Genomic DNA, 25,142 nt, shown 5'->3' with positions numbered 1-25,142 from the left:
CTCCGAGCGCTCCGAACTCAGGTCCGTGCGTGCCGGGCGCGGCGCGGCGGTGGAGTGGTCTCCTTGCTGCCGAACGGACGGGCGAGCAGGACCGCGATGCCAGTGGTCAGCGGAACCGACAGCGCAAGCGCGATACCGCCGACCGCGGAGCGCGCGATCTCGATCGCCACCGCGTCACCGGTCAGTACATCGCGAATGGACCGCCCTGCCACGCTGAACAGCAGCAAGAGGGGCAGCGCCCCACCGGCGTAGGCGAGCACCAGGGTGTACACGGTGCTGGCGATGTGGTCGCGTCCCACTCGCATGGCGGCGGTGAAAACCTCGCGCCGCGAAGCCGACTGATCGAGGGCCGCCAGCTCGAACGCGGCGGACGCCTGGGTGATCGTGACGTCGTTGAGCACGCCGAGCGAACCGATGATGAAACCGGCGAGCAGCAATCCGGTAATGCTGACGTGCTGGAGGTAGGTGGCGACGTTGGTGTTCTGCTCTTCGGACAGCCCGGTCAGGTGGGTCAGCTCGATCGAGAGCCAGGACAGTGCCGCGGCGACCAGCATCGAGGTCAGTGTGCCGAGCAGCGCTGAACTGGTGCGCAGATTCACCCCGTGCGCCAGATAAAGCACCGCGTACAGGATCAGCGAGCCCGCGACCAACGCGACCGGGATCGCCGGTTTGCCGTCCAGTAGAGCGGGCAGCAGGAACAGCACGAGCACCGCGAACGCGAACACCAGACCGAGCAGCGCGCGCAGACCACGCCAGCGCGCCACCACGATGATCACCACCACGAATACCACCACGATCAGCGTCAGCGGCAGCCCGCGCGCGTAGTCTTCGAACGAGTACAGCGGTGTCCCGGTCGGATCGGTCTGGCGGACCAGCCGGATCTTGTCGCCCGCGCGCAAATCGGGTTGACCTGGGCCGGGGGCGATTTCGAATAGTGTGTGGTTGCCCTTGTGCGGCCCGGATTCGATCGCGATCAGGCTGCGTTGACAGGTGTAAGCGTTGCTGCGCGGCGCCTCCGGCTTGTCGACGAACACTTTTCCCAGCGACGAACTGCCGCACGGCCCGACGTCCTGCATCGTCACGGTGCCTGCTTCGGTCTGCACCGCCCCGCCGCCCGCGTTCTGCATCGGCAAGGGGATGTCCACGTGCTGTTTGCTCGGCCATAGCATGATCGCGCCGATCACGACGAGAATGCCGACGGCGGTGAGTAACCCGACGACCACACGCGCCGCGGTCGCGCCGATCGCGATCGGTTCCGAGTGATCGTGGTGATGGTGGTGGTCGCTCACCGCGCTCCTACTTGTCAGAGTGTCTGCCCGGAGCGAGCTTAAAGGATTTCATTTTCAAGATCGGTGCGGCGCGGCAGGACACAACGGATACCCAGTCAGCGGGGAGAAGAGGGTTTTTGAGGGGGCGGCGGAGAGCAGGGGGATGTCTCCGCCGCCCGCAGGCCGGCGGCCCAGGGGGGTAGGCGGCCGAACCCGAGGTCGGATGCGCCCAGGGGGGTAGGGCATCCGACCAGGCACTCTAGGTGCCGAGGACCACTGTACACAAAAGTACTTCTTTTGCGCTAGCCAGTATTCAAATCTGGCAAGTATCCGTACATCGAGTTTGTTTCAGCGCCGGAAGCGGGGCGCCCATGTGGCCGTGCCCGGCCCTTCCGCTACTGGCGATAGCTGGACAAGAAGTTGCCGAAGCGCTCGATCGCGACCGCCAGATCCCTCGCCCAGGGCAGCGTCACGATCCGCAGATGATCGTGGTCGGGCCAGTTGAAGCCGGTGCCCTGCACCATCAGGATCTTCTCCTGCAGCAGCAGATCGAGGATGAGCTTCGAGTCGTCGTAGATCTCGTGCACGTTCGGATCCAGCCTGGGGAACGTATACAGCGCACCCTTCGGCTTCACACAGGTCACACCTGGGATCATGTTCAACCGCTCCCAGGCGACATCGCGCTGCTCGAGTAGTCGGCCACCAGGGAGGATCAAATCCTCGATGCTCTGATGCCCGCCGAGCGCCACCTGAATCGCGTGCTGCGCAGGAACATTCGGACACAACCTGGACGAGGCAAGCAGGTCGATGCCCTCCAGGAAACCGGCCGCGTGCTCCTTCGGACCGGTGATCGCCAGCCAGCCCGACCGGTAGCCCGCGACCCGGTACGCCTTGGACAGCCCGTTGAAGGTCAGACAGAGCAGATCGGGCGCCATCGTCGCCAGTGAGATGTGCTTGGCGTCGTCGTAGAGGATCTTGTCGTAGATCTCGTCGGCGAGCAGCAACAGTTGATGCTTGCGCGCGACGTCGACCAACTGCTGGAGGACCTCGGCCGAGTACACCGCGCCGGTCGGGTTGTTCGGGTTGATCACCAGCAGAGCCTTGGTCTTATCGGTGATCTTCGATTCGATGTCCGCGACGTCGGGCTGCCAGCCGTTGGCTTCGTCGCACAGGTAGTGCACCGGGGTGCCGCCCCCCAGGCTGGTCATGGCAGTCCACAGCGGGTAGTCCGGCGCCGGGATCAGCACCTCGTCGCCGTTGTCCAGCAGCGCCTGCATGGTGATGGTGATCAGCTCGGAAACGCCGTTGCCCAAGTAGACGTAGTTCACGTCGAGTTCCGGGAAGCCGGGCACGAGCTCGTAGCGGGTCACGATCGCGCGCCGCGCGGAAAGAATGCCCTTGGATTCGGAGTAGCCCTGGGCGTACGGGAGCGCGGCGATGATGTCGCGCATGATCACATCCGGCGCCTCGAACCCGAACGGAGCAGGGTTGCCGATATTGAGCTTGAGAATGCGATGGCCTTCGGCCTCCAGCCGTGCCGCCTGCGCGTATACCGGTCCACGGATTTCGTAGACGACGTCCTGCAGCTTCGTGGACTGCTCGAGGACGCGCGGCGGGCGGTGCGGTAGATGACTCGGACTCACCCGTCCCATGGTGCCATCCGTCGCAAGCGGATAAATGCCGGTCCGAGGTTCGATCAGCCGTCCTCGGCTCCGGCACCGCCTGGGTGTGACCAGTCCCTCAGCAAGGCGGGCTTCCCGGCGGGATGCTCCGCGCCGCCGTGAAGCCGCAGAACTCCTCGATCCGCTCGTCCAAGAACCGCGCCTCGACCGAATCGCGAAAGGCCGGCGTGGCGATCCGTCTGCGCACGCCGGTCAGCCGCTCCTCGAGTTGCGCGATGCGTTTGTCCTCGTCGAGCCCGAGCACCGGATGCAGTGCCTCGGCCGCACCGTCCAGGCTGCCGTTGATCAGGTGGGCGGCCGCGCAGTCCACCCGGGCCAGTGCCTCGGCGCCGTAGGACCGCTGCTCGGACGGACCCTTCGAATACAGTTCGATGGCCCGCTGGGTGGCGTTGAGCGCCGGCTCGGCCTGGCCGAGGTGGATGTAGGTGGCACCCGCGTAGTACTGGGCCTTGGCGTCGTTGAACCCGAAGACGCCGCCCACTTCGTCGTGCAGGGTGTCGGTTCCGGCAAGTTCACGGACATCGTCGGCGGCCCGGATGCACCGTTCGGCATCCGCGGCGCTGCCCAGCGCTGACCAGATCCTTGCTTCGATGTTGAGCAGACGCACCTGCGCCGTTGCGGATTCGGCGAACTGCTGCCCGCTCCGCGCCAGCAGCACGGCTCGGCGTGGTCGATGCGACCAGTACTCGATCAGCGCGTGCATGCCGCGGGTCCAGGCACGAAGTCCGTTGTGCCCGCACAATTCCGCGTAGGCCCAGGCTGCTCTGGCCTGCTCGCCCGCCGCGTCGTAATAGCCCAGATCGGTACTCACGTTGGCGAGCAAACCCGAGAGGGTGCCCGCGAGCAGGTACAGGTGGCTGGTGTCCGCAGGCCTCTGATGGCCCTCCAGCAGGCGGTACACCCGGCGACGCACCCGCAGCATCTCCACCATCATCGGCACCGGCGGAATGTGTACGTAGTCGTTCGCGATGCGCGCCACATCGGCGTCGAGTTGTTCCAGCGTGGTCGCACCCACATTGGTGCTCTCGGCTTTGCCGGCGTGTTCGCTGGCCTCGTGGGCAGCCGCCATGATCAGATCCCTCTCCGAAATAGCTACTAACGCATCACCTCTCATCGCACCGGCGTCTATGAGAGCCAAAAGGTCCGCGTCGCTCGAATAGTGAGTGCGCGCCGAGTCGTCGGCACGCGCGTCGAATCCCGGCGGCACGGGGCGATCGACCACCGGCTCATCGATCATTGCCGCGAACCGCGCCCGCACCACATCGTCGGACCTGGCCAGGGAAGTATCCAGAGCGGCTTGGTTGATCGGACGTGGATGGACCCGGATGCCTCCGGCCTCCCACTTGGACACCAGTCGTTCGTGCACACCCAGGTGGGCCGCGAACTCTCTGATGCTCATCCGCTTGGCATCGCGAAGGGCTCGAGCCTCTCTCCCTGACCACTGTCTGACCAAGATGTCACACCCCTTCCGAACGAACTTCTTGTCCAGAGTACGAGCGGATTGTGAGCAGAGCCACATGTGAAACATGGCTCGTATCAAAGGCAGCGGAAGGGCAGCGGAAGGCGGGCGTGCGGGCAATACCGAATCGCCGGGCGGACCGGGGACCCTTGAGAAGGAAGGCAAGGAGTTCGCCGTGAATGTGGAGAAACTCAGGATCGTGGACGATTGGGTCGCGTTCTACCAGCACGAGTTCGGGCTACCGGTCATCGAGCGTGGCGGTTTCGCCATGCTGCCGATCACCGGCCGGGTCTGCGTTGTCCACCTGCCGACCGCACGCGCCGAGAAGGTAAGGAATGCACTGGAGCAACACGGGTCGAGGGGTCCCATGTTGGCCAGACAGATCCGGTGGAGCTTCCTCGCGGAGCCGGACAGCAGGCCGGGGACGCAGGTACTGGAAGTGCTCAACCGTTTGGATATCGGCCTTCCCGCCATCGGCAGTGCCGTGATGTTGCCGACCGGTCTCGGCCGGTGGACCCGGGAAGGGTGCTTCTGGGTCAATCCGCCGAGCCGCGGCGACGCGCTCCCACCATTGTCCGTCATTCTCACTACGGCACTGGCGGTGGGAGCGGGCGGCGGGGACTGATCACCTCCGCGATCGGTTCCCGCTGCCGCCCGGGCCGGGTCCGCCCCTATTCCACAGTCGACGTGGCGGATTCGGTCCGGTGCCGCTTACGCGAATGCGGCAGAGAGCATTCTTGGCTCAGCGCGATTCGGCGGCGTCGATCGCCGCCGGAGAGAGCGGGAAGTTGAGATAGGACCGTGAGGGGGTCGGTCCGCGCTGGCCCTGATACTTGGAGCCCGCTACGGCGCTGCCGTACGGGTGCTCGGCGGGACTGGTCAGCTTGATCAGACAGAGTTGGCCGATCTTCATACCGGGCCACAGGGTGATCGGCAGATTCGCCACGTTGGACAGCTCCAACGTGATGTGGCCGCTGAAGCCGGGATCGATGAATCCCGCAGTCGAGTGGGTCAGCAAGCCGAGCCTGCCCAGGCTCGACTTGCCCTCCAGGCGCCCGGCCAGATCGTCCGGCAGCGTACACACCTCGAGCGTGGAGCCGAGCACGAATTCGCCGGGGTGCAGCACGAACGGCTCGCCCTCCGCGGGCTCCACCGGGCTGGTCAGTTCATCCTGCCGCTGTGCGGGGTCGATATGGGTGTAGCGGGTGTTGTTGAACACCCGGAACATTCCATCCAGGCGCACATCGATACTCGATGGCTGGATCAGGTTCTCCAAGAGCGGCTCGACGCCGAGACGCCCAGCGGCGATCTCCGCACGGATGTCACGATCGGAAAGCAGCACGCCGACGAGCGTAGCGCCTGCTCGCCGCGGCTCTACACCGTGCTCGTCGACGGCGGGTATCTGGTGCCTGTAGTGGGCACCTCGGCTCACGTCCGACTTTCCGGGATGGAACGGTGGAGGGGTGACGTCGCATCGAATTCGGACCGCGATCGTGGTGTTCGCCGCGCTCCTTGTGGTGTTCAACGCCGGTCTCACCCGCTATGCGCTCGATGACAACGGCCGCACCGGGCTCGATCGCGGTGTCACGAACTGGGCCATCGCGCACCGCGACGGTGTACTGACGCCGACTGCGGTGACGGTCAGCGCGCTCGGCGGCACCCTCGCCATGACGGCACTCGCAACCCTGGTGTGCCTGGGCCTGTCCTGGCGCCGGCGCTGGTCCCAGGCAGTGCTCGTCGCGATCACCGGGCTCGGGGCCGGGCTTCTGGTCCGCGGCGGCAAGAGCGTGATCGGCCGGGACCGTCCGCCCGTCGAGGAGCACCTCGTGACCGTGGCAAACCAGTCTTATCCATCCGGGCACAGCCTCGGCTCGTTCGTCGTGGTCGGCATTGTCGCCGTGGTCCTGATCCCCAACCTGCGCCGCACCGCCCTCCGCGCTGTCGCCGCGACTCTCGCCGTCATATTCGTTGCCGCGGTGGGCCTCTCCCGGATCTACCTGGGCGTCCATTGGATCACCGACGTACTCGGCGGCTGGTGCCTCGGCGCGCTCTGGCTCCTCGCATGCCTGACCGTCTACCGCTATCTCACCCGCCGCAAAACCCGCGCGCCCGACACCAGGCTCGTCGACACGCACTACTGACACCCCGACCTGGACAGACAGTCTTGCCGCACAAATCTGAGCCTGGCACCGGTGACGCGGAGCCGATGCGGACGCCGTCGGGCTCGCACTGGTCACCGGCGTAATGGCGCGATCTGCGGCGTGTGCTTTCCAAGCGCTGCGTGTACTCTCTCCCGCGCTGCGAGGCGAGTACCCAAGACCTGTCGCTCGCTCCGGGAGCCGGCAAGCCTCCGGAGCGAGCGGTCCTGGCCGGGCGATGTTCAGCGCAGGTCGCGGCGGTGGAAGGCGTACAGACCGACCATGAGCAGTGCCGCGTCGATGAGCAGCATCCAGGCCACCGGCGCGGCCTGGAATTCCTGACCGGGAATCCGAGGTGTGTGGGCGAACGGCTCGAGGTCGAGCAGCCACTGGGGGAACCCGGAGATCGAACCGAGAAGGAACAGCGCGATGAACCCGACCAGCACACCCCAGGCCACCGGGGTGAATCGCGGGGCGAGGCCGAACAACAGGACCGTGATCGCGGCAAGCATCCAGATGGCAGGCAGTTGCACCAGCGCGGCGCCGAGCACGCCGGGCAGCTTCGCGCCGATATCGTCGGCGGCCAGGCCGTAGACGAGTCCGGTGACAAGCCCGGCGATCGTTATCGCCACTGCGGGACCGACCAGAGCGAACACGATATGACTTGCTGCCCAGCGAATCCGGCTGACCGCGCCGGTCAGCACCGACTCGCAACGAAGCTCGCTCTCCTCGTTGTAGAGCCGCAGTGCCGCCGAGATGGCCAGCGCGGCAGTACCGACCGCGAGCATCGTGAACGCGATGGTGATGAACGAGTCCTCGAGTGCCTGTGAGCCGCCCATCCGGTCGAGCACGTCCGCGACGGCGGCGCTGTCGCCGATCGCGTCGCCGATGCCGTTGACGACACTGCCGATGAGCAGCGCGTACAGGCACAACCCGATCGTCGCCGCGATCAGCACGCCACGATGCAACCGCCACCCCAGCCCGAATACTCCGCCGAGTGTGGCTGCGGCCGTCGGCTTTCCTGGACGTTCGGCGATGAGCCCCGCACCTAAGTCGCGGCGGTGCAGCAGCAGGTAGGCGACAATCGTGAACGCGGCCGCCGTTGCCAGGTGCAGCAGCAGCACCCACCAGCGTTCCCCAGCGTAAGGGCGCACCTGCAGCGACCATCCTTGCGGGGCGAGCCAGGTCAGCACACCGTTTCCGGCGTCCCCGACCGCACGCAGCGCGAACGTGGCGCCGAGGGCGCCGAACGCGATCATGCGGGCGATGCGCGCACCAGCGCTGAGCTGCGCGGCGACCGCGGCGACCGCGGCGAACACAATGCCCGAGCCTGCCAACGCGAGCCCGAACGCCACCGAACCGGCCTTGGGCACGTCTTTGGTGAGTAACCCCGCCGTGCCGATCAATCCGGTGGTCAAGGAGGCACCGAAGCCCAGGATCAACGTCGCCGTCAGGCTTGCGTAGCGTCCGACAGAGGTGGATTCGAGCAACTCCGCCCGGCCGGTCTCCTCCTCCGCACGGGTATGCCGAATAACGGTGAGTATCACCGCGACAGCGATCAGCGTGTGGAACATCCCGGCTTTCCAGATGCCCACCGCGCCGAGACTGTCGTTGTAGATGACCCCGTACATCGCTCGCTGGGCGGGACTGCCCATGATCGATTCCAGGAACGAGGCGCGATCGGCCGCGGTCGGGTAGACGCTGTCGATACTGCCCACATAGACCGAGGACAGTGGTACAGACAGCAACAGCACCCACAGCGGCAGGATGATTCGGTCGCGCCGCAGATACAGCCGCAGCAACTGTCCGGTTCCGGAGAGTTCGGAGGAACTGGCCAACGCGGCGGAGTGCCGAGGACCCGTGAGCACCGCGGTCGTCATGCGGTCACCCGCTGCGGCTCGCGTCCGTCGGCCTCGTAGTGTCGCAAGAAGAGCTCTTCCAACGTGGGCGGCTGACTCACCAGGCTGCGCACTCCGGCCGCACCCAGTACCCGGATCAGCTCGCCCAGGCTTTCACTATCCACCTGAGCGTGCAGCACATTGCCCTCGATCGAGACATCCTGCACACCGGGTATCTTGCCGAGATCGCCAGGGTCGCCAATGAGTTCGGCTTTGATCGAGGTGCGGCTCAGGTGGCGCATCGATTCCAGCGTGCCGCTCTCGACCGTCCTACCCGCTCGAATGATCGTGACGCGCTCGCACAGCTGTTCCACTTCCGACAGGATGTGACTCGACAGCAGCACCGTGGCGCCACGGTCGCGTGCCTCGGCGACGCATTCCCGGAATATCTGTTCCATCAGCGGGTCCAGTCCCGATGTCGGCTCATCTAGCAGGAGCAGGTCGGCATAGGACGAGAACGCGGAAACCAACGCCACCTTCTGCCGATTTCCCTTGGAGTAGGTGCGCGCCTTCTTCCTCGGATCGAGATCGAAGCGTTCGATCAGCTCGGTGCGGCGCTTCTCGTCGATACCGCCGCGCATCCGCGCCAGCAGATCAATCGTTTCCCCGCCGGTCAGGGAGGGCCATAACGTCACATCTCCTGGCACGTAAGCAATATCGCGATGCAGTTCGACGGCATCAGCCCACGGGTCACGGCCCAGCAGCGTAGCCGTCCCTGACGTTTTCCGCAGAATACCGAGCAGCACCCGGATGGTTGTGGACTTACCCGCACCGTTCGGACCCAGGAAGCCGTGAATTTCCCCTTCTGCGACTTCGAGATTCAGCCCATCCAGCGCATGTACCTGGCCGAACTGCTTGCGAAGGTCGCGCACTTCGATCACGTTGCTCATTGATTCTCCTCAGGTGAATCGGGGGGTGCGATTCGCTCGCGCTCGGCGAGCAAGGTGTCCAAGGCCATCCGGTCGGTCAACAGACTCTCGGTGTAGAGCTCCACTGCGGGCAGCATCACCTGATCGGCATAGGCGCGCAGCGCTTCGCGGTAGTCGATCTTGCCGTCGGCATCCTGGCGTAGCTGTAAGAACAGCATCAAGCCACCGCTGCCGACCATCGCCAGATAGCGAGCCCTAGCTTTCGGATCCCGGCTGGGCCGTATCGTGCCCGCCGCGACGCCCTCGGCTAGATACTGCTCGGTGTCGGAGACCGAACGCTCGAACAACGAGAGGGCAAGCTCGCCCCCAGCTTGATAGCTGCGTGCGATGTAGGCGATCAGTGGGGCGTACTCCTCGATCTCGGCGAGCGAGGTGAGCAGTCCCGCGGGGGTGGGATCGCGTATGTACTCCGACTTCGCTTTGCGGACGACTTCGAGCACGTACGCGTCACACTCCGCACGCAGGCTCTTCTTGGACCCGAAATGGTGGTTCACCAGGGCCGGCGATACCGTGCGTGAACTGCTATCGGCGCCAACCTTCGGATTCCTCGCCCCACCGGCCGGTGCACCAGCGATCGAGATCCGCGCAGGTCAGAGGCATTTACCTGGACTTTTCCCGTCCACACACGAACTCTGCTACAGTCTCGTTTGACGATGCCTCGTCACGCCGATGTAGTTCAATGGCAGAACTTCTGCTTCCCAAGCAGACAGCGCGGGTTCGATTCCCGTCATCGGCTCAACAACATAATGGCCCCGACCAGCAAGTTCCCGGTTCGGGGCCTTTCTTACGCTCCGGAGGTCCACCTCAAACTCCACCCTATAGCCCAGGTCTCGACCTCCGGCGATGGGAGCGCGTGGCCGCCGGATACCGAATCCCGCTCGCGGACAAGGACAATGCCCGCGACCCTGGCTACGGTCCAGGAAGTCCCATTCCCGCAGTGTTCGGCGCACATCCTTCACTCGATCCATCGCGGTGGCATACCACTGTTCGCCGAGCTGCCCGAGTGCTTGCTCCAGGTAGGCGCATGCCTGTTCAGGATCTCGTTCCAGGACGGCGGCTGACGCGAGGTCGGCGAGGTAGGCCGCACACTGCTTGATCTCCTCTATTGGCAGCTCGGCCAGCGCGCGTTCCAGCGTCTCGCGCGCCGCCGCACCCTTGCCTGCCGCCAGCAGGGTGTTGCCCTTGAATCCGGCCAGTCTCGTCGGCGAGAACCAATCTAGCCATGGCGGGCTGGGGTGCCCGTCGGCGTCGTGCTCCTTCCGCGCCACGAAATTGCCGGGCACCGAGTCAGCTTGGAACTTCGCCAGAGCCTCCCGAGCTCTCCCTTGGAGGGAGAAACGATGTGGAAGCGCGCCGTTCTAGGCGTCGAACTCCTCGTGCCGCACCTCGAAGCCGTCTTCGGTGTCCGGCGGCGATGTCGTCGCTGAGGCTGGTGAAGGTGTATCGGGGCACGCGGCAACGGTATGGCTGGGTTCAGCGGGTTGCAGAGAGGGAGTCACCAACTATTCGGGGGCTATGGACAACCCCGCGTCTGTGGCTGACGCGCTGTGCCGCATCACGGGCAGTGCGCCCCCGGCACAACGCCGTCGAAACCACCAAGACCACCCACCTCCGCGACACCAAGCTTGCCGACGCCGATGCTGCCGTTCGCAAGCCGATGGTCGGCGTTCTCGGTGCCGCCGGTGTTGCAGTTGATCCGCACCCAGTAACCGCCCTCCGGCAACGTACCTCGCAGCGTGCGAGCGACCCTGTAATACGTGTCGAGCAGGTCCTTCGGGTCCGCGCTCGCGGTCGATACGCGGATCTCCTTCCCGACGATCTCGTGCGTGTAGGGCGGCGGCTCCGAAAACGCCGTACTGCTCGCAGGCGCCGCAGGCGTGCTGCTCGCAGGCGCAGCGGCGGGCTCATTGTTGGTCGAGCATCCGACAAGCGCAGCGGCAGCGATGGCGGCGAGAAGCGCGGATCCGGCGAGACGGGTCATGCCGTGATCATGCCAGCCGGTTCGATGCCCGGATATCTGGCTACATCGGTGGACGGCGATGTCGTCTATCGGTGAACCTCCACGACGGCCCACCTGGGTCGATGTAGCGCGCATGCCGGGAGCGATCGGGTGAAGCCCGAACAGCTCGTGGCTGTTCCAGCCACGAGCTGACGTTTCGTCGCGGCCGGGGTCTACCCGTTCTTCAGGGTGCCGCCGTCGATGACATAGTCGGCGCCGATGATGTTGGCGGCCTTGTCTGACACCAGAAACGTTATCAGCGCGGCAACTTCTTCGGGCTCGGAGATCCGGCGCGAGGCGATGGAGAACAGCTCGGGAATGGCGGCGAGGAACTCGTCATGCTTTGTATCGTTGGCCGCCGCGAGCATCGCACCGAAGCTGTCGACGCCACGCCACAGTGGGGTGCCGACCACGCCGGGGGAAACGGTGTTCACACGCACACCCTGCGGGCCGAATTCCTCGCTGAGCCGTTTGCCGAAGCTGGTGAGCGCGGCCTTCGCTTCGCTGTAACCTACCGGCCCCATCGCTGGTACCTGTGCGAAGATCGAGGACACGTTGACGATCGCGCCTCGTCGCTCGATGATGCTGGGCAACGCTGCCCGCGTGGCCCAGATGGCACTGAAGAAGTTGAGGTCGAATAGGTTTCGCCACTGCCGGTCGTCGATGTCGAGGAAGCCGCCCAAGCCGAGTTCCTGGGCGTCGCCGCCACCGACGTTGTTGACGAGGATGTCTATCCCACCGAGTTCCGAAAGCGCCGCGTCCACCACTGCGGTCGCACCCTCGGGCGCCGACAGATCAGCGGAAACAGTTGCCACACTGACCTTCTCCAGCTCCGGAGAGATAGTGCGAGCCGTGCCCAGCACCCGCGCCCCTTCCGCCGACAAGGCTGCCGCGACGGCTAGACCGATTCCGCGGCTCGCTCCAGTGACTACGGCGGTTTTGCCGGCAAGTCCGAGGTCCATTAGGTTTTCCTTTCTCGACCTTCAGATCAACAATCAGGGTGTGAAAAGAGCGGCTGAGCGAGCAAGAAGTAGCCTTTCAACACCGTCGGTGCGAAATCCGTTGCGAGCCAGTCGATCACGGCGTCGATCCTTCCACAACTGACAGCGACACGTCCCCGTTCGGCCGTAGCCCGTCCAGAATCCGGCCCAGGTCGGAAATCACGGGCCGGTACATCGGCGCGTAGCCGGTGCCGGACGCGCGGCGCGGATCCGCGCAGTCACGTGGCCGGGCATGATCCGCTCGGTCGATTCGGCGTAGTGGGCGCGGACCGACGAGTGGCACATGGGTGAGGCGAATCGCGAGCGGCGCCTCCATAATGTGCCGCTCAACGGGGCAGCAGACGGTAGAGGGAGGTAGTTTCGGCTGCGCGGGCGGTGTGGAGGGGTGAGGTGGGGTTGTGGGATCGGGGGTGGGTAGGGCGAGTGTCGAGTTGGGCGGCTATGTGCAGGCCTGCGGCGGCGATGCGCTCGAGCAGTTCGCGGCGGGTTCGGAGACCAAGGTGTTCGGGGAGGTCGGAGAGAACCAGCCAGCCTTCGCCACCTGGGCGAAGGTGTGCGCGGAGGCCGGAAAGAAAGTCGTGCAGCATGGACGAGTTCTCGTCGTACACACCACTTTCCAACGCTGAGGTCGGCGTGGCCGGGATCCAGGGTGGATTGCAGACGACGAGGTCGGCGTTTCCGTCCGGAAACAGCGTCGGGCCCTCGACGTCGACCGACGTGCATCCCAACCGATCGAGATTGGCGCGGGCACAGGCCAGGGCGCGGGTACTGCTGTCGGTGGCTTTGGTTCGGGTGACCCCTCGACGCGCCAGCACGGCGGCCAGCACGCCCGTCCCGGTGCCGAGATCGAATGCCGTGTGGACCTCGCCCGGCAGTGGCGCCCGCGCGACGAGATCGACATACTCGCCGCGAACCGGGGAGAACACGCCGTAGTGCGGATGGATTCGGGCGCCGAGGGCGGGCACGTACACGCCCTTTTCTCGCCACTGCGCCGCGCCCAGGACGCCGAGCAACTCGGTGAGCGCGACTACCGTGCGCCCGTGCGGCACGCCGTATGCCTCCCGGCATGCCCGCCGAACATCGGGAGCGCGGCGCAGCTCCAGCGAATGATCATCCTCGAGGAGAACGAGCAGCTTGCCGAGCACGCGCGCACGGCGGTGCCGCGCCGCACGATGCCGGCGGAACGCTTCGGCCGGATCGGCACCGAGCACGACGTTGCGATCGACCCGCCTACCCATCGCCTGCAACAGTTGCTTGGCATTGTGGAAGTCACCCCGCCACAGCAGGGCTGTTCCCGCCCGAGCCAGGCGGCATGCGGCGTCGGCGGTCGTCCGGTCGTCGGCGATGACCACCGAATCCGGTGGCGGCGCGGTACTTTCGGAATGCCAGCGAGCGGATCGGTAGGTGTTGTCTTCGCTCCAGGAAACGGTGGACACCGGATACTCCTCGTGATCGAACGTGCAAAGAGGCGAAAAGCACTTCGACGAGGAGTCGCGAAAAAGACCTGTGCGGTGTACACACAGGAATCAGCTCAAAGCTGTTCTATACCCGCGCCGAAGTGCGCGGGGAGTCGCCGAGAACCATGCCGAGGGTCATGACCAGGCCTTTCAGAGAGACATGTGAGTCTCTCACAGCGTGAGCACGGCAGCACAGCCGACCCGCCCCCGGCGCGCGAGACCCGAATCGGGTCCGCTCGCGGAGGGTCAGGCCGCGCCGTTCGTGGGTTCGGCGTGGAGGCGGCGGAAGCGGCTACCGTGGAAGACGAGGGGGTCTACGTCGGTGCGGGTGGCGATGCGGTGGATGCGCAGGATGACGACGGCGTGGTCGCCAGCGGGAACGTTGGCTTCGGGGACGCCCTCGATCCAAGCGGAGGCGCCCTCGATGAAGACGGCGTCACCGGAGCCGCGGCGCAGATCGACGCCGCGGAAGCGGTCGCCGTCGCGAGCGCCGAGCGAGCGGGCAGCGGCCTGCTGGTCGATACCGAGCAGGCTCAGACCGAGGTGGCTCGCGGCCGCGAGCTTGGGCCAGGTCGCTGAGGAGTTCTGCACGCAGAACGAGACCAGGGGCGGGTCGAGCGAAACAGGGACGAAAGTGCTGACGGCGAGACCATATGGAGTCCCGCCGATTTCGGCGCACACCGCGACGACACCGCTGGGAAAATTGGCGAACGCACGACGAAGGCCTGCTCCATCGGCGGGGAATTCGAACTGGTCATGCATGATTCTCAGCCTTCGAGCTGGTGGTCAGCGCTTGGGCGACAGAGCGCCATCGATCACTGTACCGGTCGATCTCGCCGTCCTCATGGAATGTGCGGTCGGACAAGTAGAGCCCCGGCAGGGCGGCCGTGGCTCCGATCTCGACCAGCACGGGTTTGAGCAGCAGGTCCGGAGCCAGGGCGTGGCCTGGTCCCGCCCCGAGCATCACCGGAACCGCGAGCACGTCCGCGAGCCCGGTGCCGCCGTCGAACTGCTCGAGGAACAACTTCAGTAGTCCGGTGTAGGTCGCCTTGAAGGTGGGGCTGGCGAACACCACGAGTTCCGAGTCCGCCACGGTGCGCGCCGCCTCGGCCACCGCTGGGTCACCCCAGCCGAGCAGACCCGGTCCCAACGTCACGAGATCGATCACGGTGGGCTCGGCCTCGGGGCGCAGCCCCTTCGCCACCAGTGTGGCCGCGGTCAGGGTGCGGGAGGCGGGCTTCGGATTTCCGACGACAACGGTCACTGTCACTTTCGTATCCTTTTGGCTCGCATGCTGTTCGGCGGTCAAAGCACGCCGTGCAACGGCGGCGCCGTATCGTGCAGCAGGGCACGGCCGATGTGCTGGTACTTCCAGCGCACGGGGTCATGCAGGGTATGTGTGCGCGCGTTGCGCCAGAAGTGGTGCAAGTTCAGATCCGCCGCGGCGCTGCGCGTGCCGCCGACCTCGAACAGCGCGGCGGACACGTCGTTGGCCGCGCGGTCGGCGAGCACCTTGGCGGTCGCGACGGCCAGGGATGCCTGTGCCGCTCGATCGGCGCCGGGTTCGGTCCGGGTGGCCGCGTCGACCGACCGCCCCGCGGCCGACAACGTCGCCTCGGCGGCGGTCACCGCGACGGACAGTTCACCGAAGCGTTGGATCAGCAACGGGTCGTCGACCGCATCGGCAACGCCCGCCTCGAACCACGGACGACTTCTCGTCCGCACGAACTCCGTGGCCGCGGTGAGTGCTCCGCGCGCGATACCCGCGTCGACGGCGGCGTGCAGCAGCTGGGCGAACGCGCCGTAACCCTTCGGCGCGTGCACCGCACCCGCCCTGGGAACCACCTGACCGCGGTCCACGACCACACCCTCGAAGGACACCGTTCCACTACCGGTGGTGCGCTGCCCGATGCCGTTCCAGTCGTCGACGATCCGCACCCCGGGAGTGCTCGCCGGAAGATAGGCGACGTACTCCCCCGGCTCCAGCCCGCTGTGCCCCTCCGGGTCGTCCAGCCTGGTCAGCACGGCGAGCAGGTCGGCGAACAGCGATCCGGTGCAGTAGTACTTCACGCCGTCGACACGGAACCGGTCGCCGACCGGCCGCAACGTGGTCGAGATTTCGGCGATGGTCGCACCGCCACGCTCGGACTGCGCGTTCGCGATCCGTGCACCATCGAGCACCCGGCTGAAGTACCGCTCGCGCTGCTCCGCCGAACCAGCGAGCCGGAGCAGATTCAGATACACGAAGTGGCTGTGCGGGATCTGGGCGATGTTGGGGTCGGCGGTGGCGAGAATCCGCACCACCTCCGCGACAACGCTCGGGGCCGAACCGGCGCCGCCGTAGGAGGTGGGCACGGTGATGGCGAGCAGGCCGCTGGCCGCGAGCCGGTCGATCTCCGCATGCGGCAGCGTTCGATCCCGATCCCGCGCGGCGGCCCCCGACGCGAAGTCCGCCGCGAGCCGCTCCGCGACCGAGAAAGCCTGCGCCACCGACAGAATGCGGTCGGCGGCGACCGCGGTCATCAGCTCACCGCCGCGACAGGCCGCTGCGCGGTTTCCAGCTCGCGCACCAACGGGAGGACTTTCGCACCGAAGTACTCGATCTCCTCCTGGAAATGCAGGAAGCCACCGAGGATCAGATCCACCCCGAGCTGCTTGTAGGCGACGATCCGTTCGGCCACCTGTTCCGGCGTGCCGATCAGCTTTGTGCGGAAGCCGTCGTTGTATTGCACCAGGTCTTCGAATGCCGAGTCGGCCCACATGCCCTTGCGGTCCTTGGTCGACGCGCCCGCCTGCTGAACGGCGTCGCGGAAACCCTCCACCGCAGGCTTGTTCGCCTTCTCGATAATCTCACGCAGAGTGTCGCGGGCTTCCCGCTCGGTGTCGCGGGCGATGATGAAGCCGTTGAGCCCGAACTTCACCTCGCGATCGCTGGCACGCGCCACCGCACGCAGATCGTCGAGCTGTTCGGTGACGCCGTCGTAGTCCTTGCCGTTGGAGAAGTACCAGTCGGCAAAGCGTCCGCCGTTGCGCCGGGCCGCGGTGGAGTTACCACCCTGGAAGAGCTCTGGATTCGGGCGCTCGGCGGTGTTCAGCGGCTTCGGCTTCAGCGTGAAATCGCGGATGCGGTAGAAGTCGCCGCCGTAGTTCACGTTGTCCTCGGTCCAGATCTTGCGGATCACCTCGAGGAATTCGGCGCTGCGCCGGTATCGCTCGTCGTGCTCGAGCCATGGCTCACCGAGCGCGGTGAATTCGCCTGCGAACCAGCCGGATACGACATTGATGGCGAACCGGCCGTTGGACAGGTGGTCTGCGGTCGCGCCGAACTTGGCGAGGACGGCGGGATGCCAGAGCCCGGGGTGGATCGCGGCGATCACTTTCAGCCGCTCGGTCGCGCCCAGCAGAGCCAGACTGAACGACGTGGACTCGTGCTGGTATTCGGCGCCGTAGGAGGCGGTGTAGCGAACCTGGGAGAGCGCGTAGTCGAAACCGTTGTTCTCCGCGGTTTGCGCGAGTTTCTTGTTGTACTCGAAGTCCCAGCCGGTGCGCTGTTCGATAGCACTGGTGACCAGTCCCCCGCTGACATTGGGCACCCAATAGGCGAACCGGATCTGCTCGGCGATCTGCTCCGTGGTCATAAGCTGCTCCATGGTGTTCGGGGGGTAGCCGTCGAATCGGAGGCCGGGCACAACCCATGCGCCCGGCGCTCCCTCTACTCCAGCACCGCCACCCGACCGGCACGAGGGTTTGAATCTGCCGGATCGGATCGGCGGCCGAGCTCAGGCGTCGGCGAGGACCTTCGAGAAGGTGGACCTGGTGAACTTCCCCGCGGGCGCGAATCGCCCGAGCAGCACCGCCGCGTCTTCACCGGTGACCTTCGTGATGAATTCGTTGGCCGCGTCCAGCGAATCGACCGGAAGGAACGGCTGGGGGCGGTGCAACAGGCCGACGAGCGCCGAGGCGAATGTCGGTTCCACGCTCGCCGCGGCGAACAGCGCGTTGCCGATATCGGCCAGTTCGGGATCGCCGAGGAACAGCCGGGTCACCTTGTCGGCCGCGTCAGCGCGCGCCGCGAGGAACGCCGCGTACTGACGCTCGATCCATTCCTCATCGAACGGCCCCTGATGCACGGCCGCCGCCGCGACGAGACGCTGGGCCTGGATCAGGCCGCTCTGTGCGCCCTGCCCCGCGATCGGGTCGTAGGTGACGGAGGTGTCACCGAGCGAGGCCACCACGTGCGCGCCCGCGGTGCGTCCGACACCGGAGCGCACGACCGGGCGCACCGCGCCCTTCAGCCACGAGTGCGGGTCCTCGGGGATGGTCTTCGTGGCCAGCACCTCAGGAAGATCCCAGTCGATGAAGTCGCGGTAGAGGTTTTGCACGACGCGGTGCGCCGATTCGGCCGAGTCCGCCGCGGCGAAGCGCTTCTCCCACTCGCTGCCCGGCCGGGCCCAGCCGAGGAACGCCCAGCTCGGACCAGCGTCCTTGTGCAGGTATGGTCCCCACCACCCCTCGCCTTGGTCGGCGAAGATGGAGAAGCCGCTGTGCGCGCCGCCGGCGACGCTGCGATGCGCGAAAACGCTGTCGTCGTGTCCGATTCCGGTCACGACGACGGTCAACAGTGAGCGCTGCGGGGCGTCGTAGGGTGTTCGCGAGGCATCGATCGGGAACAGGTCGGACAGACCACCGCGTCCGGTCGCGATCAGGGTCAGGTCGTTGGCGGCGGCGATGGGATCGAGTGTTTCGGGCGTGACCTGCTCGACGACGAACCGGCCGCCGCGCTCCAGAAACGCGGTGAGCCGCTCGTCGACCTTCAACCGGGTATCGACCGCTACACCGACGTATCCATCGAAATGGCCGTCGAATTGGATCAATTCGGCGCGGTCGGGTCCGGCGATGCGCACGCTGAGGCCGGTGTGCCGTGGGGCGCGCGCGGTATAGCTGTCCAAGCCGAGCGCGGCCTCGGCCTGCTGGGTCTCACCGAATTCGAGTGCTGTGCCGGTCGCGGGAACGTCGTCGCGCAGCGCGCGTTGATCGCGCTCACTGTAGAGGGTGACGGTGAACCCGGCGTCGAGTAGTCCGAGCGCCGCGGTGACGCCGGCTTGCCCGGCACCGATTACCGCGGCGGAACGGGTGGAACGGAATACGGATTGCTGCGATGTCATGTAGGGATGATGCGGGCCGTGCCTCGCTGTCCCGAGTGTTGCGATCAGCGAGAATCAATGGGCGGCGGGTTAATTGGGGGCGCGTACCATTCGGGACATGTCGTTCATTGCCGCCGATCCGACCGGAGACCGTATCGAGCAGTACCGCCAGCTGGTGACGCAGGCCGAGGCATTGGTGGCGGACGAGGCAAACCGCATCGCCAACGCCGCCAATCTTTCCGCGCTGGTGTTTCACGCGCTGTCCGCGGTGAATTGGGTCGGTTTCTATTTCTATGACGGACACGAACTGGTCGTAGGACCGTTTCAAGGAAAGCCGGCGTGCGTGCGAATCGGCCTCGGAAAAGGCGTGTGCGGAACCGCGGCGCAGACCGGGGAAACCCAACTCGTGCCGGACGTGCACGCATTCGACGGGCATATCGCATGCGATGCCGATACCCGGTCGGAAATTGTCGTCCCGCTGATTCGCGACGGAGAACTCGTCGGCGTATTCGACCTGGACAGTCCGCAGCCGGGACGCTTCGACGACATCGATCGTGCCGGGCTGGAATCAGTGGCACAGGTCTTTCTCGCCGCGACGTGATTTGTCATCCGGGGCGGTTACGGGCTCGCGATCGCCGCGCCGGACCGTGAGACCGAGTCCGGCAATGCCGTCGATCCCGGTCCGCTCAGACGGTACCGCGCACCACGATGTTCGGAGGGCAACCGATCGCCCGCGCCGAATAATGCGTTGCGCAGCGTTCCCGGCAGGTAATCCTCGGCGTAGGCGCCACGTGCGGTGAGTACCGGAACCACGTGCTGGACAATGTCTTGGAAGGTCCCTGGCGTGATCGCGTAGGCGAGGTTGAATCCATCGAGGTCGGCCTCCACTGCCCACTCCTGCAGCCGGTCGGCGACCGTCTCCCCCGAGCCGACGAAAACCGGTCCCATGCCGCCGATTCCGGCCCACCGGCCGATGTCGCGCACGGTCCATTCCCGGCCGTCGTCGTCGAATTCCTGGAACGCCGCCACCGCCGACTGGATCGCGTTGCTCTCCACCTGGCCGATCGGGTCGTCCAGGTCGTAACCGGACAGATCGATGCCCATCCAACCGGACATGAACACCAATCCGCCCTCGACGCTGGCGTAGGACAGGTACTCCTCGTGCTTGCGCCGCGCCGCCTCATCGGTGACGTCGGTGATGATCGTGGCGAGGGCATAGACCCGCGCCGCGTAACGGTCGCGGCCCGCCGCCTCCAACACGTCCCTGATCCGAGAAACCGTCTGTGTGAGCACTCGTTTCGACGGTCCCGCGATGAAGATGGCCTCGGCGTTCTCGGCCGCGAAGCGGACGCCACGCGGCGACGCGCCCGCCTGGTAGATGACCGGCGTGCGCTGCGGCGACGGCTCCGAGAGGTGGATGCCCGGAACGGTGTAGTGCCTCCCGCGGTGACCGATGTGATGGACCTTGGCGGGGTCGACGTAGACCCCCTGTTCGGCGTCGCGAACCACCGCGTCGTCCTCCCACGAACCTTCCCACAGCTTGTAAAGCACCTCGAGGTACTCATCGGCCTGGTTGTAGCGCTCGTCGTGGTCCAGCTGATCGGCGGCGCCGAAATTGCGTGCCGCCGAGGGCAGGTATCCGGTTACTACGTTCCAGCCCAACCTCCCTCCGGTGAGGTGATCGAGCGTGGACAACCGCCGGGCGAACGGGAACGGATGCTCGAAACCGGTGCCGGTGGTGATGCCGAATCCCAAGTTCTGGGTCACCGCGGCCATCGCGGAGACCAGTAGCAGCGGATCGGCCACCGGGATCTGCGCGCCCTGGCGCAGCGCGGCGATGTCGCTTCCGCCGTATACGTCATAGGTGCCGAGCACGTCCGCGATGAAGATGCCGTCGAAGCGGCCCCGCTCCAGCAGCTTCGCGAGCTCGGTCCAGTAGCTCAATTCCTTGTAGCGATGCGACTGGTCATCGGGATGCCGCCACAGCCCGGGGGATTGGTGGGCGACACAGTTCATGTCGAAGGCATTGAAGCGGATCCGGCGGGTCACTGCGCGGCTCCCTCGGTGGGTTTCCGTTCGCCCGCGCTCCACGCGAAAGGCAGCTCCGCGCCGTTGAGCAGGTGATCGCCGATCGCCCTCGCCTTCTGGATCGCCGGGTTGTGCACCGAGATGGTGCGCGCGTTGCGCCAGTGCCGATCCAGTCGCAGCCGCTCCGATACCACCGACGCGCCACCGACTTCGAACAGCAGCGTCGTGGCGGGCAGCACCAGATCGATGACCGCGAGCTGAGCCCGCGCCGCCGCGAGTTCGGCGGCCACCAGACCTTTTTCGTCTTGCGCGCCGCCCGCGAGGACCTCGTCGAGGAGGTCGGCTACCGCGAGCACGGCGGCCTCGGCGGCGAACGCGGCGGCCGACAGCCGACCGATCACCTGCTGCACCAGTGGGTCCTGCCGCGGCACGCCGGCGGCGGCATGCGTGTAGCTGCGGGTGCGCGCCGTGACCCACTCCCTGGCGTCGCGCTCGGCGCGCTCGGCGATTCCAGCCAGCACCGAGAGCTGGACCAGCTGCAGATACGAAGTCGCGTAGGTCCGGCCAGGGGCGCCGTAGCCGGGACCGAGAATCCGATCCTCGGTCACCACCACGTCGGTGAATTCCGTGCTGCCGCTGGCTGTCAGTCGCTGCCCGAAACCGTCCCAGTCATCGTGCTGGCGCACCCCGTCGGCGTTCGCGTCGACCAGCACACCCACCCGTTCGCCGTCACGGTCGGCCGCGGTCAGGATGTAGTCCGCGTACAGCGAGCCTGTGCTGTAGTACTTCACGCCGTTGAGCAGCCACCGGCCGCTGTCCTCGGTGAGGGTGGTCCGATAACGGTCCACCGCGCCGACACCGGGTTCGGTGATCGCATTGCCGACCAGCGTGCCCTCGGCCACCGCGTGCAACCAGCGATCCCGCGCCGGTCCCGGCTCGGCGAGCAGTTGGTCCTCGACGAAGGAAAAGTGCACGCGCAGCGCCTGCGGCAGGTTCGATTCGGCGGCGGCCAGCTTGATGAGCAGCCGGAACAGCTGCCGGACGGTGACGCCGTACCCACCGAACTCGACCGGTACGCGCAGCGCACCGAACTTGGCGGCGCGTAACCAGCCGAGCTCCGCGAAGGGCAGCGTGCGATCGATCTCGCGCGGGACCGCGCCGTGGGCGATTCGGTCGAAGATCGGCTCGAAGATCGAATCCAGTTCGGAGTCTGTGGTGGGTTTCGCCTCGGTGGTGGTCATCACCCCACGATCGCGCACCCCGGCGACGCGCTCACGGGTTGCGCGCAGTGCGATCGAAATGCCGTGCGGCGGCTGGTGTCGGTGCGCCTGGCTAGAGTCGCGGTGTGGCTGGATCGCGGTATTCGTTCACGGCGGAGGTGTGGGAACACCAAGTAGGCGCCGCGTGGCACTTCGTATCACTGCCCGAGGATATTGCCGACGATATCGAGGAACGCTACGCGCATCGCGCGGGCGGCTTCGGCGCGGTGCGCGTGCACGTGGTCATCGGGAAGAGCCGCTGGTCGACATCCCTGTTTCCCGACAAGTCACGCGCGACCTATGTGCTGCCCGTGAAGAAAGCGGTACGCGCCGCCGAGGGGTTGGCGGCGGGCTCAGCCGCGCGGATCGAACTCATCGTCGCATTGTGAAGCGCCGGCAGGGCGCTCCCTGGCCGAGCCGTCATCCTGCGGGCCTGCCGACGAGTTCGGCACACGCTCGAGCCATCCACGCAATGGCGACTGCCCGCGTGTGTCACATCGGAGCGGCTGATCGGCGCCGTCGTGGAAGCTGATCGGCGCCGCTCGACCGATACCGTGCCGACAGCTCGCTCAGCGCGGCTGTGCCGCCGACATGCACTCGCCGGCGATCCGACCACTGGCGGCACGCGCCTTGTCCGCGTCCTCCTTGCTCATTCCCAGCGTCTCCTGATCGGCAGCCTTCGCGTCGTACTTGTCGCTGATCATGACCCGCAATCCGGCCTGCGAAATCCCCTGATCCACGAACACCTTCGCGGCACAGTCGGCAAGCTGCTGGCTCTTGAGGCCCTTGTCATGCAGCGACTTGGCGAGATCGGCCTGCGTGACCGTGGGCGCCGCCGTGTCCTTGTCGCTACCGCACGCCGCGAGCACCGGCAGCGCGATCAGCGCAGCGGCAATCATGCAGATCCGCACCTGACTCCTCTTCCGTCGAATTCCCACCTCGGGGATGTGGCAACCATAATGCCGCGCCGCGCTAGACGGTAGCCGTTCGGGGCGATCGGTGCCGGTTACGTTCTCGCACAACGCGTTGCAGCGGCCGATCGGGTCTCACAGATCCATCGCAGCCCGCAGGGCGGTGTCGAGCCGCTCCACAGTGTCGGTGTTCACTACGTCGACCCGCTCGGTCAGCCAGCCGCGGAAGATGCGCCCGATGTTTCCCGCGTGCACCCAGCCGTGCTCCTGTACCGGAACTGCGAGAATGTCCTGTGGGTCCTCGTCGACCACCTCGGCGGCGATCAACCACGGGCGGGGAGAATCGTTGATTCCGTCACTGCTGATCAGCACGACCGTACGGCGACGCGGCGAACCATGTGGGTTGTAGATCCACAGTTCACCCCGACGCACGCATCGCCTCCTCGCCGGCCGCCAGCTCGGCCGCGTCCGCGGCGGCCTCGGAGGTTACATCCGACACCGGACCGACGCCCGCGCGCACCGCCTCGCGGCGGGCGGCCTTCGATATCCACGCCGAGGGCGACATACCCGCGCGGGCTGCGGCCTGCTCGGCATAGGACCAAGCGGCCGCGTCCAGCGAAAGGGTGACCTTACGTGTTGCCATACCAATTATCGTACCGCCGCTCGGGCGTCGCACCACACAGCCCCTGCTTATCCGGCAGCGCTCCCAGGGAGCCCTGCGGAGCCGAACTGATGGCTGGTGACTGCTGTTACGGTTGGTCCATTCGGACGACGAGTGGGGATGACCACCATGACGACGATGCACCATCACCGGGTCGGAGCGGGGGATCCACTCGTCCTGGTGCACGGGGTCGGCAGCCGGTGGCAGATATGGGAACCGATCATCGACACGCTCGCCACGTCACACGAGGTTATCGCGGTCGACCTGCCCGGGTTCGGCGGGTCGGAAGCACTCGCGCACACCACCGTCGACACCCTCACCGACGCGCTCGCCGAATTCCTTGCCGCGCAAGGAATCGATCACCCGCACCTGGCCGGCAACTCCATGGGCGGACTGATCACACTGAATCTGGGTGCGCGCGGTCTCGCGCGCTCGGTCACCGCATACTCGCCGATCGGCTGTTGGAACACCGCGGGTCGCATCTGGTGCCAGCAGTCACTAGGCAAGTTGCGGGCACTCGCGCGCACGGGGCGTCCCGCACTGCCGCGCGTCCTCGGCACGGCGGCGGGCCGGACCGCCTTCCTGGCGCTGATCTTCGGCAAACCCTGGGCACTGGACGCCCAGGTGGCGCTGGATACCGCGACCGGCGCCGTGGACGCCACCGGGTTCGATGCGGCGCTCGCCTCGTTCGCCGACGCCGAACTGCATGAAATCGGTGCACTGGCCGATATTCCGGTCACCATCGCGTGGGGCACCCGCGACATCCTGCTCACCTACGCGACGCAGAGCCGCAGGGCGCGCGACATGCTGCCGAACGCCAGGCACGTCACGCTGAACGGGAGCGGGCACTCCCCGTTTTACGACGACCCCACCAGCTGCGCACAGGTCCTGCGCGAGACGATCGAGCGCGAGCGGTAGCGTCGGTTCATCCAGCGGGCGGATCGAGCTGCGGTTCAATGGTGCCACCGCGTATACCGCCGACGCCGGCTGCCATGCGGATCGGCCTGTCACCGATATGACGGCGGATCCGGTCGCGGCGGCCGAGCAGCTGAGCGCCCGCATCGCGAACCGGCTACGGCGCCTCTTCGACCCCGCCCTGCACCCCTCGACCGGGCACGGCGCCTTCGAGGACGCGACCCAGCCCTCGGATTCCTGGAAGGCCGTTAGCAAATATTCAGCGAAATCGGCTGGCGATCCGCCGGTGTCGCGACCAATTTCGCTGTTAGCATTCTGACGATTTGCCAGCCAGTCGAAAAGTGGTGCGTGGCACACTGCGAAGGGTCTGTGTATCGCGGGACGTCTGTGTTT

General features: G+C 66.3%; 25 protein-coding genes and 1 tRNA gene. 6 read left to right on the top strand and 20 right to left on the bottom strand.

Going from position 1 to position 25,142, the window contains the following annotated elements:
- Positions 1-17: 17 nt before the first annotated feature.
- The 3 genes from AB0H00_RS02015 to AB0H00_RS02005 form a co-directional block, all read right to left on the bottom strand.
- A complete protein-coding gene (locus AB0H00_RS02015; RefSeq protein ID WP_357259302.1) occupies positions 18-1,289 on the bottom strand; it encodes a YibE/F family protein in 1,272 nt (423 codons plus the stop codon).
- 374 nt (positions 1,290-1,663) lie between these two features.
- On the bottom strand, positions 1,664-2,920 hold the full coding sequence (locus AB0H00_RS02010; RefSeq protein ID WP_357259299.1) for a pyridoxal phosphate-dependent aminotransferase: 1,257 nt from the start codon (positions 2,918-2,920) through the stop codon (positions 1,664-1,666).
- Positions 2,921-3,008: 88 nt separating this feature from the next.
- Positions 3,009-4,349, bottom strand: a complete 1,341-nt coding sequence (locus tag AB0H00_RS02005) for an XRE family transcriptional regulator (RefSeq protein WP_357259296.1) — start codon at positions 4,347-4,349, stop codon at positions 3,009-3,011.
- 127 nt (positions 4,350-4,476) lie between these two features.
- Between AB0H00_RS02005 and AB0H00_RS02000 the strand changes: the two genes are divergently transcribed.
- Positions 4,477-5,034, top strand: coding sequence for a hypothetical protein (locus tag AB0H00_RS02000; RefSeq protein ID WP_357259293.1), 558 nt, complete (start codon positions 4,477-4,479; stop codon positions 5,032-5,034).
- Between the two features lie 117 nt (positions 5,035-5,151).
- Here AB0H00_RS02000 and dcd read toward each other — a convergent pair whose 3' ends face one another.
- Complete coding sequence (dcd, locus tag AB0H00_RS01995) at positions 5,152-5,751, bottom strand: dCTP deaminase (protein WP_357259290.1); 600 nt, start codon at positions 5,749-5,751, stop codon at positions 5,152-5,154.
- 121 nt (positions 5,752-5,872) lie between these two features.
- Between dcd and AB0H00_RS01990 the strand changes: the two genes are divergently transcribed.
- On the top strand, positions 5,873-6,550 hold the full coding sequence (locus AB0H00_RS01990) for a phosphatase PAP2 family protein (RefSeq protein WP_357259288.1): 678 nt from the start codon (positions 5,873-5,875) through the stop codon (positions 6,548-6,550).
- 239 nt (positions 6,551-6,789) lie between these two features.
- On the opposite strand, the gene AB0H00_RS01985 is transcribed toward AB0H00_RS01990, so the two are convergent.
- The 3 genes from AB0H00_RS01985 to AB0H00_RS01975 are packed head-to-tail and all read right to left on the bottom strand — an operon-like array spanning position 6,790 to position 9,868.
- Complete coding sequence (locus AB0H00_RS01985) at positions 6,790-8,427, bottom strand: ABC transporter permease (RefSeq protein WP_357259285.1); 1,638 nt, start codon at positions 8,425-8,427, stop codon at positions 6,790-6,792.
- Positions 8,424-9,335, bottom strand: a complete 912-nt coding sequence (locus AB0H00_RS01980) for an ABC transporter ATP-binding protein (protein WP_357259282.1) — start codon at positions 9,333-9,335, stop codon at positions 8,424-8,426. Before AB0H00_RS01980 ends, AB0H00_RS01985 begins: the two co-directional genes overlap by 4 nt.
- Positions 9,332-9,868 carry a TetR/AcrR family transcriptional regulator gene (locus AB0H00_RS01975; RefSeq protein ID WP_357259279.1) on the bottom strand — a complete coding sequence of 179 codons (537 nt, stop codon included), beginning with the start codon at positions 9,866-9,868 and terminating at the stop codon, positions 9,332-9,334. The genes AB0H00_RS01980 and AB0H00_RS01975 overlap by 4 nt, the downstream gene beginning before the upstream one ends.
- A gap of 171 nt (positions 9,869-10,039) precedes the next feature.
- On the opposite strand from AB0H00_RS01975, the gene AB0H00_RS01970 reads away from it, so the two are divergent.
- Positions 10,040-10,110: transfer RNA gene (locus tag AB0H00_RS01970), tRNA-Gly, on the top strand.
- An 819-nt stretch (positions 10,111-10,929) separates the two neighbouring features.
- Here AB0H00_RS01970 and AB0H00_RS01965 read toward each other — a convergent pair.
- The 8 genes from AB0H00_RS01965 to AB0H00_RS01930 all read right to left on the bottom strand — a co-directional run bounded on the left by AB0H00_RS01965 (position 10,930) and on the right by AB0H00_RS01930 (position 18,996).
- Positions 10,930-11,355: a hypothetical protein gene (locus AB0H00_RS01965; RefSeq protein ID WP_357259276.1), complete on the bottom strand. Its 426-nt coding sequence runs from the start codon at positions 11,353-11,355 to the stop codon at positions 10,930-10,932.
- Between the two features lie 191 nt (positions 11,356-11,546).
- The gene (locus tag AB0H00_RS01960) at positions 11,547-12,335 is read right to left on the bottom strand and encodes an oxidoreductase (RefSeq protein WP_357259274.1); all 789 of its coding nucleotides are present in this window, start codon (positions 12,333-12,335) and stop codon (positions 11,547-11,549) included.
- Between the two features lie 365 nt (positions 12,336-12,700).
- Positions 12,701-13,810 (bottom strand): class I SAM-dependent methyltransferase, encoded by a 1,110-nt coding sequence (locus AB0H00_RS01955; protein ID WP_357259271.1) that lies wholly within the window; start codon positions 13,808-13,810, stop codon positions 12,701-12,703.
- Positions 13,811-14,077: 267 nt separating this feature from the next.
- Positions 14,078-14,593 carry a flavin reductase family protein gene (locus AB0H00_RS01950; RefSeq protein WP_357259268.1) on the bottom strand — a complete coding sequence of 172 codons (516 nt, stop codon included), beginning with the start codon at positions 14,591-14,593 and terminating at the stop codon, positions 14,078-14,080.
- A complete protein-coding gene (locus AB0H00_RS01945; RefSeq protein ID WP_357259265.1) occupies positions 14,586-15,101 on the bottom strand; it encodes an NAD(P)H-dependent oxidoreductase in 516 nt (171 codons plus the stop codon). Before AB0H00_RS01945 ends, AB0H00_RS01950 begins: the two co-directional genes overlap by 8 nt.
- A 35-nt stretch (positions 15,102-15,136) precedes the next feature.
- Positions 15,137-16,354 carry an SfnB family sulfur acquisition oxidoreductase gene (locus AB0H00_RS01940; protein WP_357259262.1) on the bottom strand — a complete coding sequence of 406 codons (1,218 nt, stop codon included), beginning with the start codon at positions 16,352-16,354 and terminating at the stop codon, positions 15,137-15,139.
- A complete protein-coding gene (gene sfnG / locus AB0H00_RS01935; protein ID WP_357259260.1) occupies positions 16,354-17,469 on the bottom strand; it encodes a dimethylsulfone monooxygenase SfnG in 1,116 nt (371 codons plus the stop codon). The genes AB0H00_RS01940 and sfnG overlap by 1 nt, the downstream gene beginning before the upstream one ends.
- 141 nt (positions 17,470-17,610) lie before the next feature.
- Entirely contained in the window at positions 17,611-18,996 is a 1,386-nt protein-coding gene (locus tag AB0H00_RS01930; RefSeq protein WP_357259257.1) for a styrene monooxygenase/indole monooxygenase family protein, read from the bottom strand.
- A 97-nt stretch (positions 18,997-19,093) separates the two neighbouring features.
- Here AB0H00_RS01930 and AB0H00_RS01925 point away from each other — a divergent pair, with 97 nt between their 5' ends.
- Complete coding sequence (locus AB0H00_RS01925; RefSeq protein WP_357259254.1) at positions 19,094-19,576, top strand: GAF domain-containing protein; 483 nt, start codon at positions 19,094-19,096, stop codon at positions 19,574-19,576.
- A gap of 17 nt (positions 19,577-19,593) precedes the next feature.
- On the opposite strand, the gene AB0H00_RS01920 is transcribed toward AB0H00_RS01925, so the two are convergent.
- On the bottom strand, positions 19,594-21,024 hold the full coding sequence (locus tag AB0H00_RS01920) for an LLM class flavin-dependent oxidoreductase (RefSeq protein WP_357259251.1): 1,431 nt from the start codon (positions 21,022-21,024) through the stop codon (positions 19,594-19,596).
- Complete coding sequence (locus AB0H00_RS01915; protein WP_357259248.1) at positions 21,021-22,244, bottom strand: acyl-CoA dehydrogenase family protein; 1,224 nt, start codon at positions 22,242-22,244, stop codon at positions 21,021-21,023. Before AB0H00_RS01915 ends, AB0H00_RS01920 begins: the two co-directional genes overlap by 4 nt.
- Positions 22,245-22,348: 104 nt before the next feature.
- On the opposite strand from AB0H00_RS01915, the gene AB0H00_RS01910 reads away from it, so the two are divergent.
- A complete protein-coding gene (locus AB0H00_RS01910; RefSeq protein ID WP_357259246.1) occupies positions 22,349-22,651 on the top strand; it encodes a DUF1905 domain-containing protein in 303 nt (100 codons plus the stop codon).
- Between the two features lie 180 nt (positions 22,652-22,831).
- Here the strand turns inward: AB0H00_RS01910 and AB0H00_RS01905 are convergent, their stop codons facing one another.
- From AB0H00_RS01905 to AB0H00_RS01895, 3 genes are all read right to left on the bottom strand, one after another.
- A complete protein-coding gene (locus AB0H00_RS01905; RefSeq protein WP_357259243.1) occupies positions 22,832-23,173 on the bottom strand; it encodes a hypothetical protein in 342 nt (113 codons plus the stop codon).
- A 135-nt stretch (positions 23,174-23,308) separates the two neighbouring features.
- Positions 23,309-23,605 carry a hypothetical protein gene (locus tag AB0H00_RS01900; protein WP_357259240.1) on the bottom strand — a complete coding sequence of 99 codons (297 nt, stop codon included), beginning with the start codon at positions 23,603-23,605 and terminating at the stop codon, positions 23,309-23,311.
- Positions 23,592-23,816: a hypothetical protein gene (locus tag AB0H00_RS01895; RefSeq protein WP_357259237.1), complete on the bottom strand. Its 225-nt coding sequence runs from the start codon at positions 23,814-23,816 to the stop codon at positions 23,592-23,594. The genes AB0H00_RS01900 and AB0H00_RS01895 overlap by 14 nt, the downstream gene beginning before the upstream one ends.
- 138 nt (positions 23,817-23,954) lie before the next feature.
- Between AB0H00_RS01895 and AB0H00_RS01890 the strand changes: the two genes are divergently transcribed.
- Positions 23,955-24,752 (top strand): alpha/beta hydrolase, encoded by a 798-nt coding sequence (locus tag AB0H00_RS01890; protein WP_357259234.1) that lies wholly within the window; start codon positions 23,955-23,957, stop codon positions 24,750-24,752.
- The last annotated feature ends 390 nt before the right edge of the window (positions 24,753-25,142 follow it).

It is taken from the genome of Nocardia sp. NPDC023852, from assembly GCF_040639505.1.
Lineage (GTDB): Bacteria > Actinomycetota > Actinomycetes > Mycobacteriales > Mycobacteriaceae > Nocardia.
Note: the sequence above shows the minus strand (reverse complement) of the source record. Positions and strands in the feature narration are given on the sequence as shown.

What these genes read in the sequence shown, in the direction of transcription:
- AB0H00_RS01985 (WP_357259285.1), bottom strand. Translation starts at nt 8,427, where the DNA reads ATGACGACCGCGGTGCTCACGGGTCCTCGGCACTCCGCCGCGTTGGCC.
- AB0H00_RS01915 (WP_357259248.1), bottom strand. Translation starts at nt 22,244, where the DNA reads ATGACCACCACCGAGGCGAAACCCACCACAGACTCCGAACTGGATTCG.
- AB0H00_RS01965 (WP_357259276.1), bottom strand. Translation starts at nt 11,355, where the DNA reads ATGACCCGTCTCGCCGGATCCGCGCTTCTCGCCGCCATCGCTGCCGCT.
- AB0H00_RS01940 (WP_357259262.1), bottom strand. Translation starts at nt 16,354, where the DNA reads ATGACCGCGGTCGCCGCCGACCGCATTCTGTCGGTGGCGCAGGCTTTC.
- AB0H00_RS01980 (WP_357259282.1), bottom strand. Translation starts at nt 9,335, where the DNA reads ATGAGCAACGTGATCGAAGTGCGCGACCTTCGCAAGCAGTTCGGCCAG.
- AB0H00_RS02005 (WP_357259296.1), bottom strand. Translation starts at nt 4,349, where the DNA reads ATGAGCATCAGAGAGTTCGCGGCCCACCTGGGTGTGCACGAACGACTG.
- AB0H00_RS01960 (WP_357259274.1), bottom strand. Translation starts at nt 12,335, where the DNA reads ATGGACCTCGGACTTGCCGGCAAAACCGCCGTAGTCACTGGAGCGAGC.
- AB0H00_RS01950 (WP_357259268.1), bottom strand. Translation starts at nt 14,593, where the DNA reads ATGCATGACCAGTTCGAATTCCCCGCCGATGGAGCAGGCCTTCGTCGT.
- AB0H00_RS01890 (WP_357259234.1), top strand. Translation starts at nt 23,955, where the DNA reads ATGACCACCATGACGACGATGCACCATCACCGGGTCGGAGCGGGGGAT.
- AB0H00_RS02000 (WP_357259293.1), top strand. Translation starts at nt 4,477, where the DNA reads ATGGCTCGTATCAAAGGCAGCGGAAGGGCAGCGGAAGGCGGGCGTGCG.
- AB0H00_RS01925 (WP_357259254.1), top strand. Translation starts at nt 19,094, where the DNA reads ATGTCGTTCATTGCCGCCGATCCGACCGGAGACCGTATCGAGCAGTAC.
- AB0H00_RS01930 (WP_357259257.1), bottom strand. Translation starts at nt 18,996, where the DNA reads ATGACATCGCAGCAATCCGTATTCCGTTCCACCCGTTCCGCCGCGGTA.
- AB0H00_RS01895 (WP_357259237.1), bottom strand. Translation starts at nt 23,816, where the DNA reads ATGGCAACACGTAAGGTCACCCTTTCGCTGGACGCGGCCGCTTGGTCC.
- AB0H00_RS02010 (WP_357259299.1), bottom strand. Translation starts at nt 2,920, where the DNA reads ATGGGACGGGTGAGTCCGAGTCATCTACCGCACCGCCCGCCGCGCGTC.
- sfnG (WP_357259260.1), bottom strand. Translation starts at nt 17,469, where the DNA reads ATGACCACGGAGCAGATCGCCGAGCAGATCCGGTTCGCCTATTGGGTG.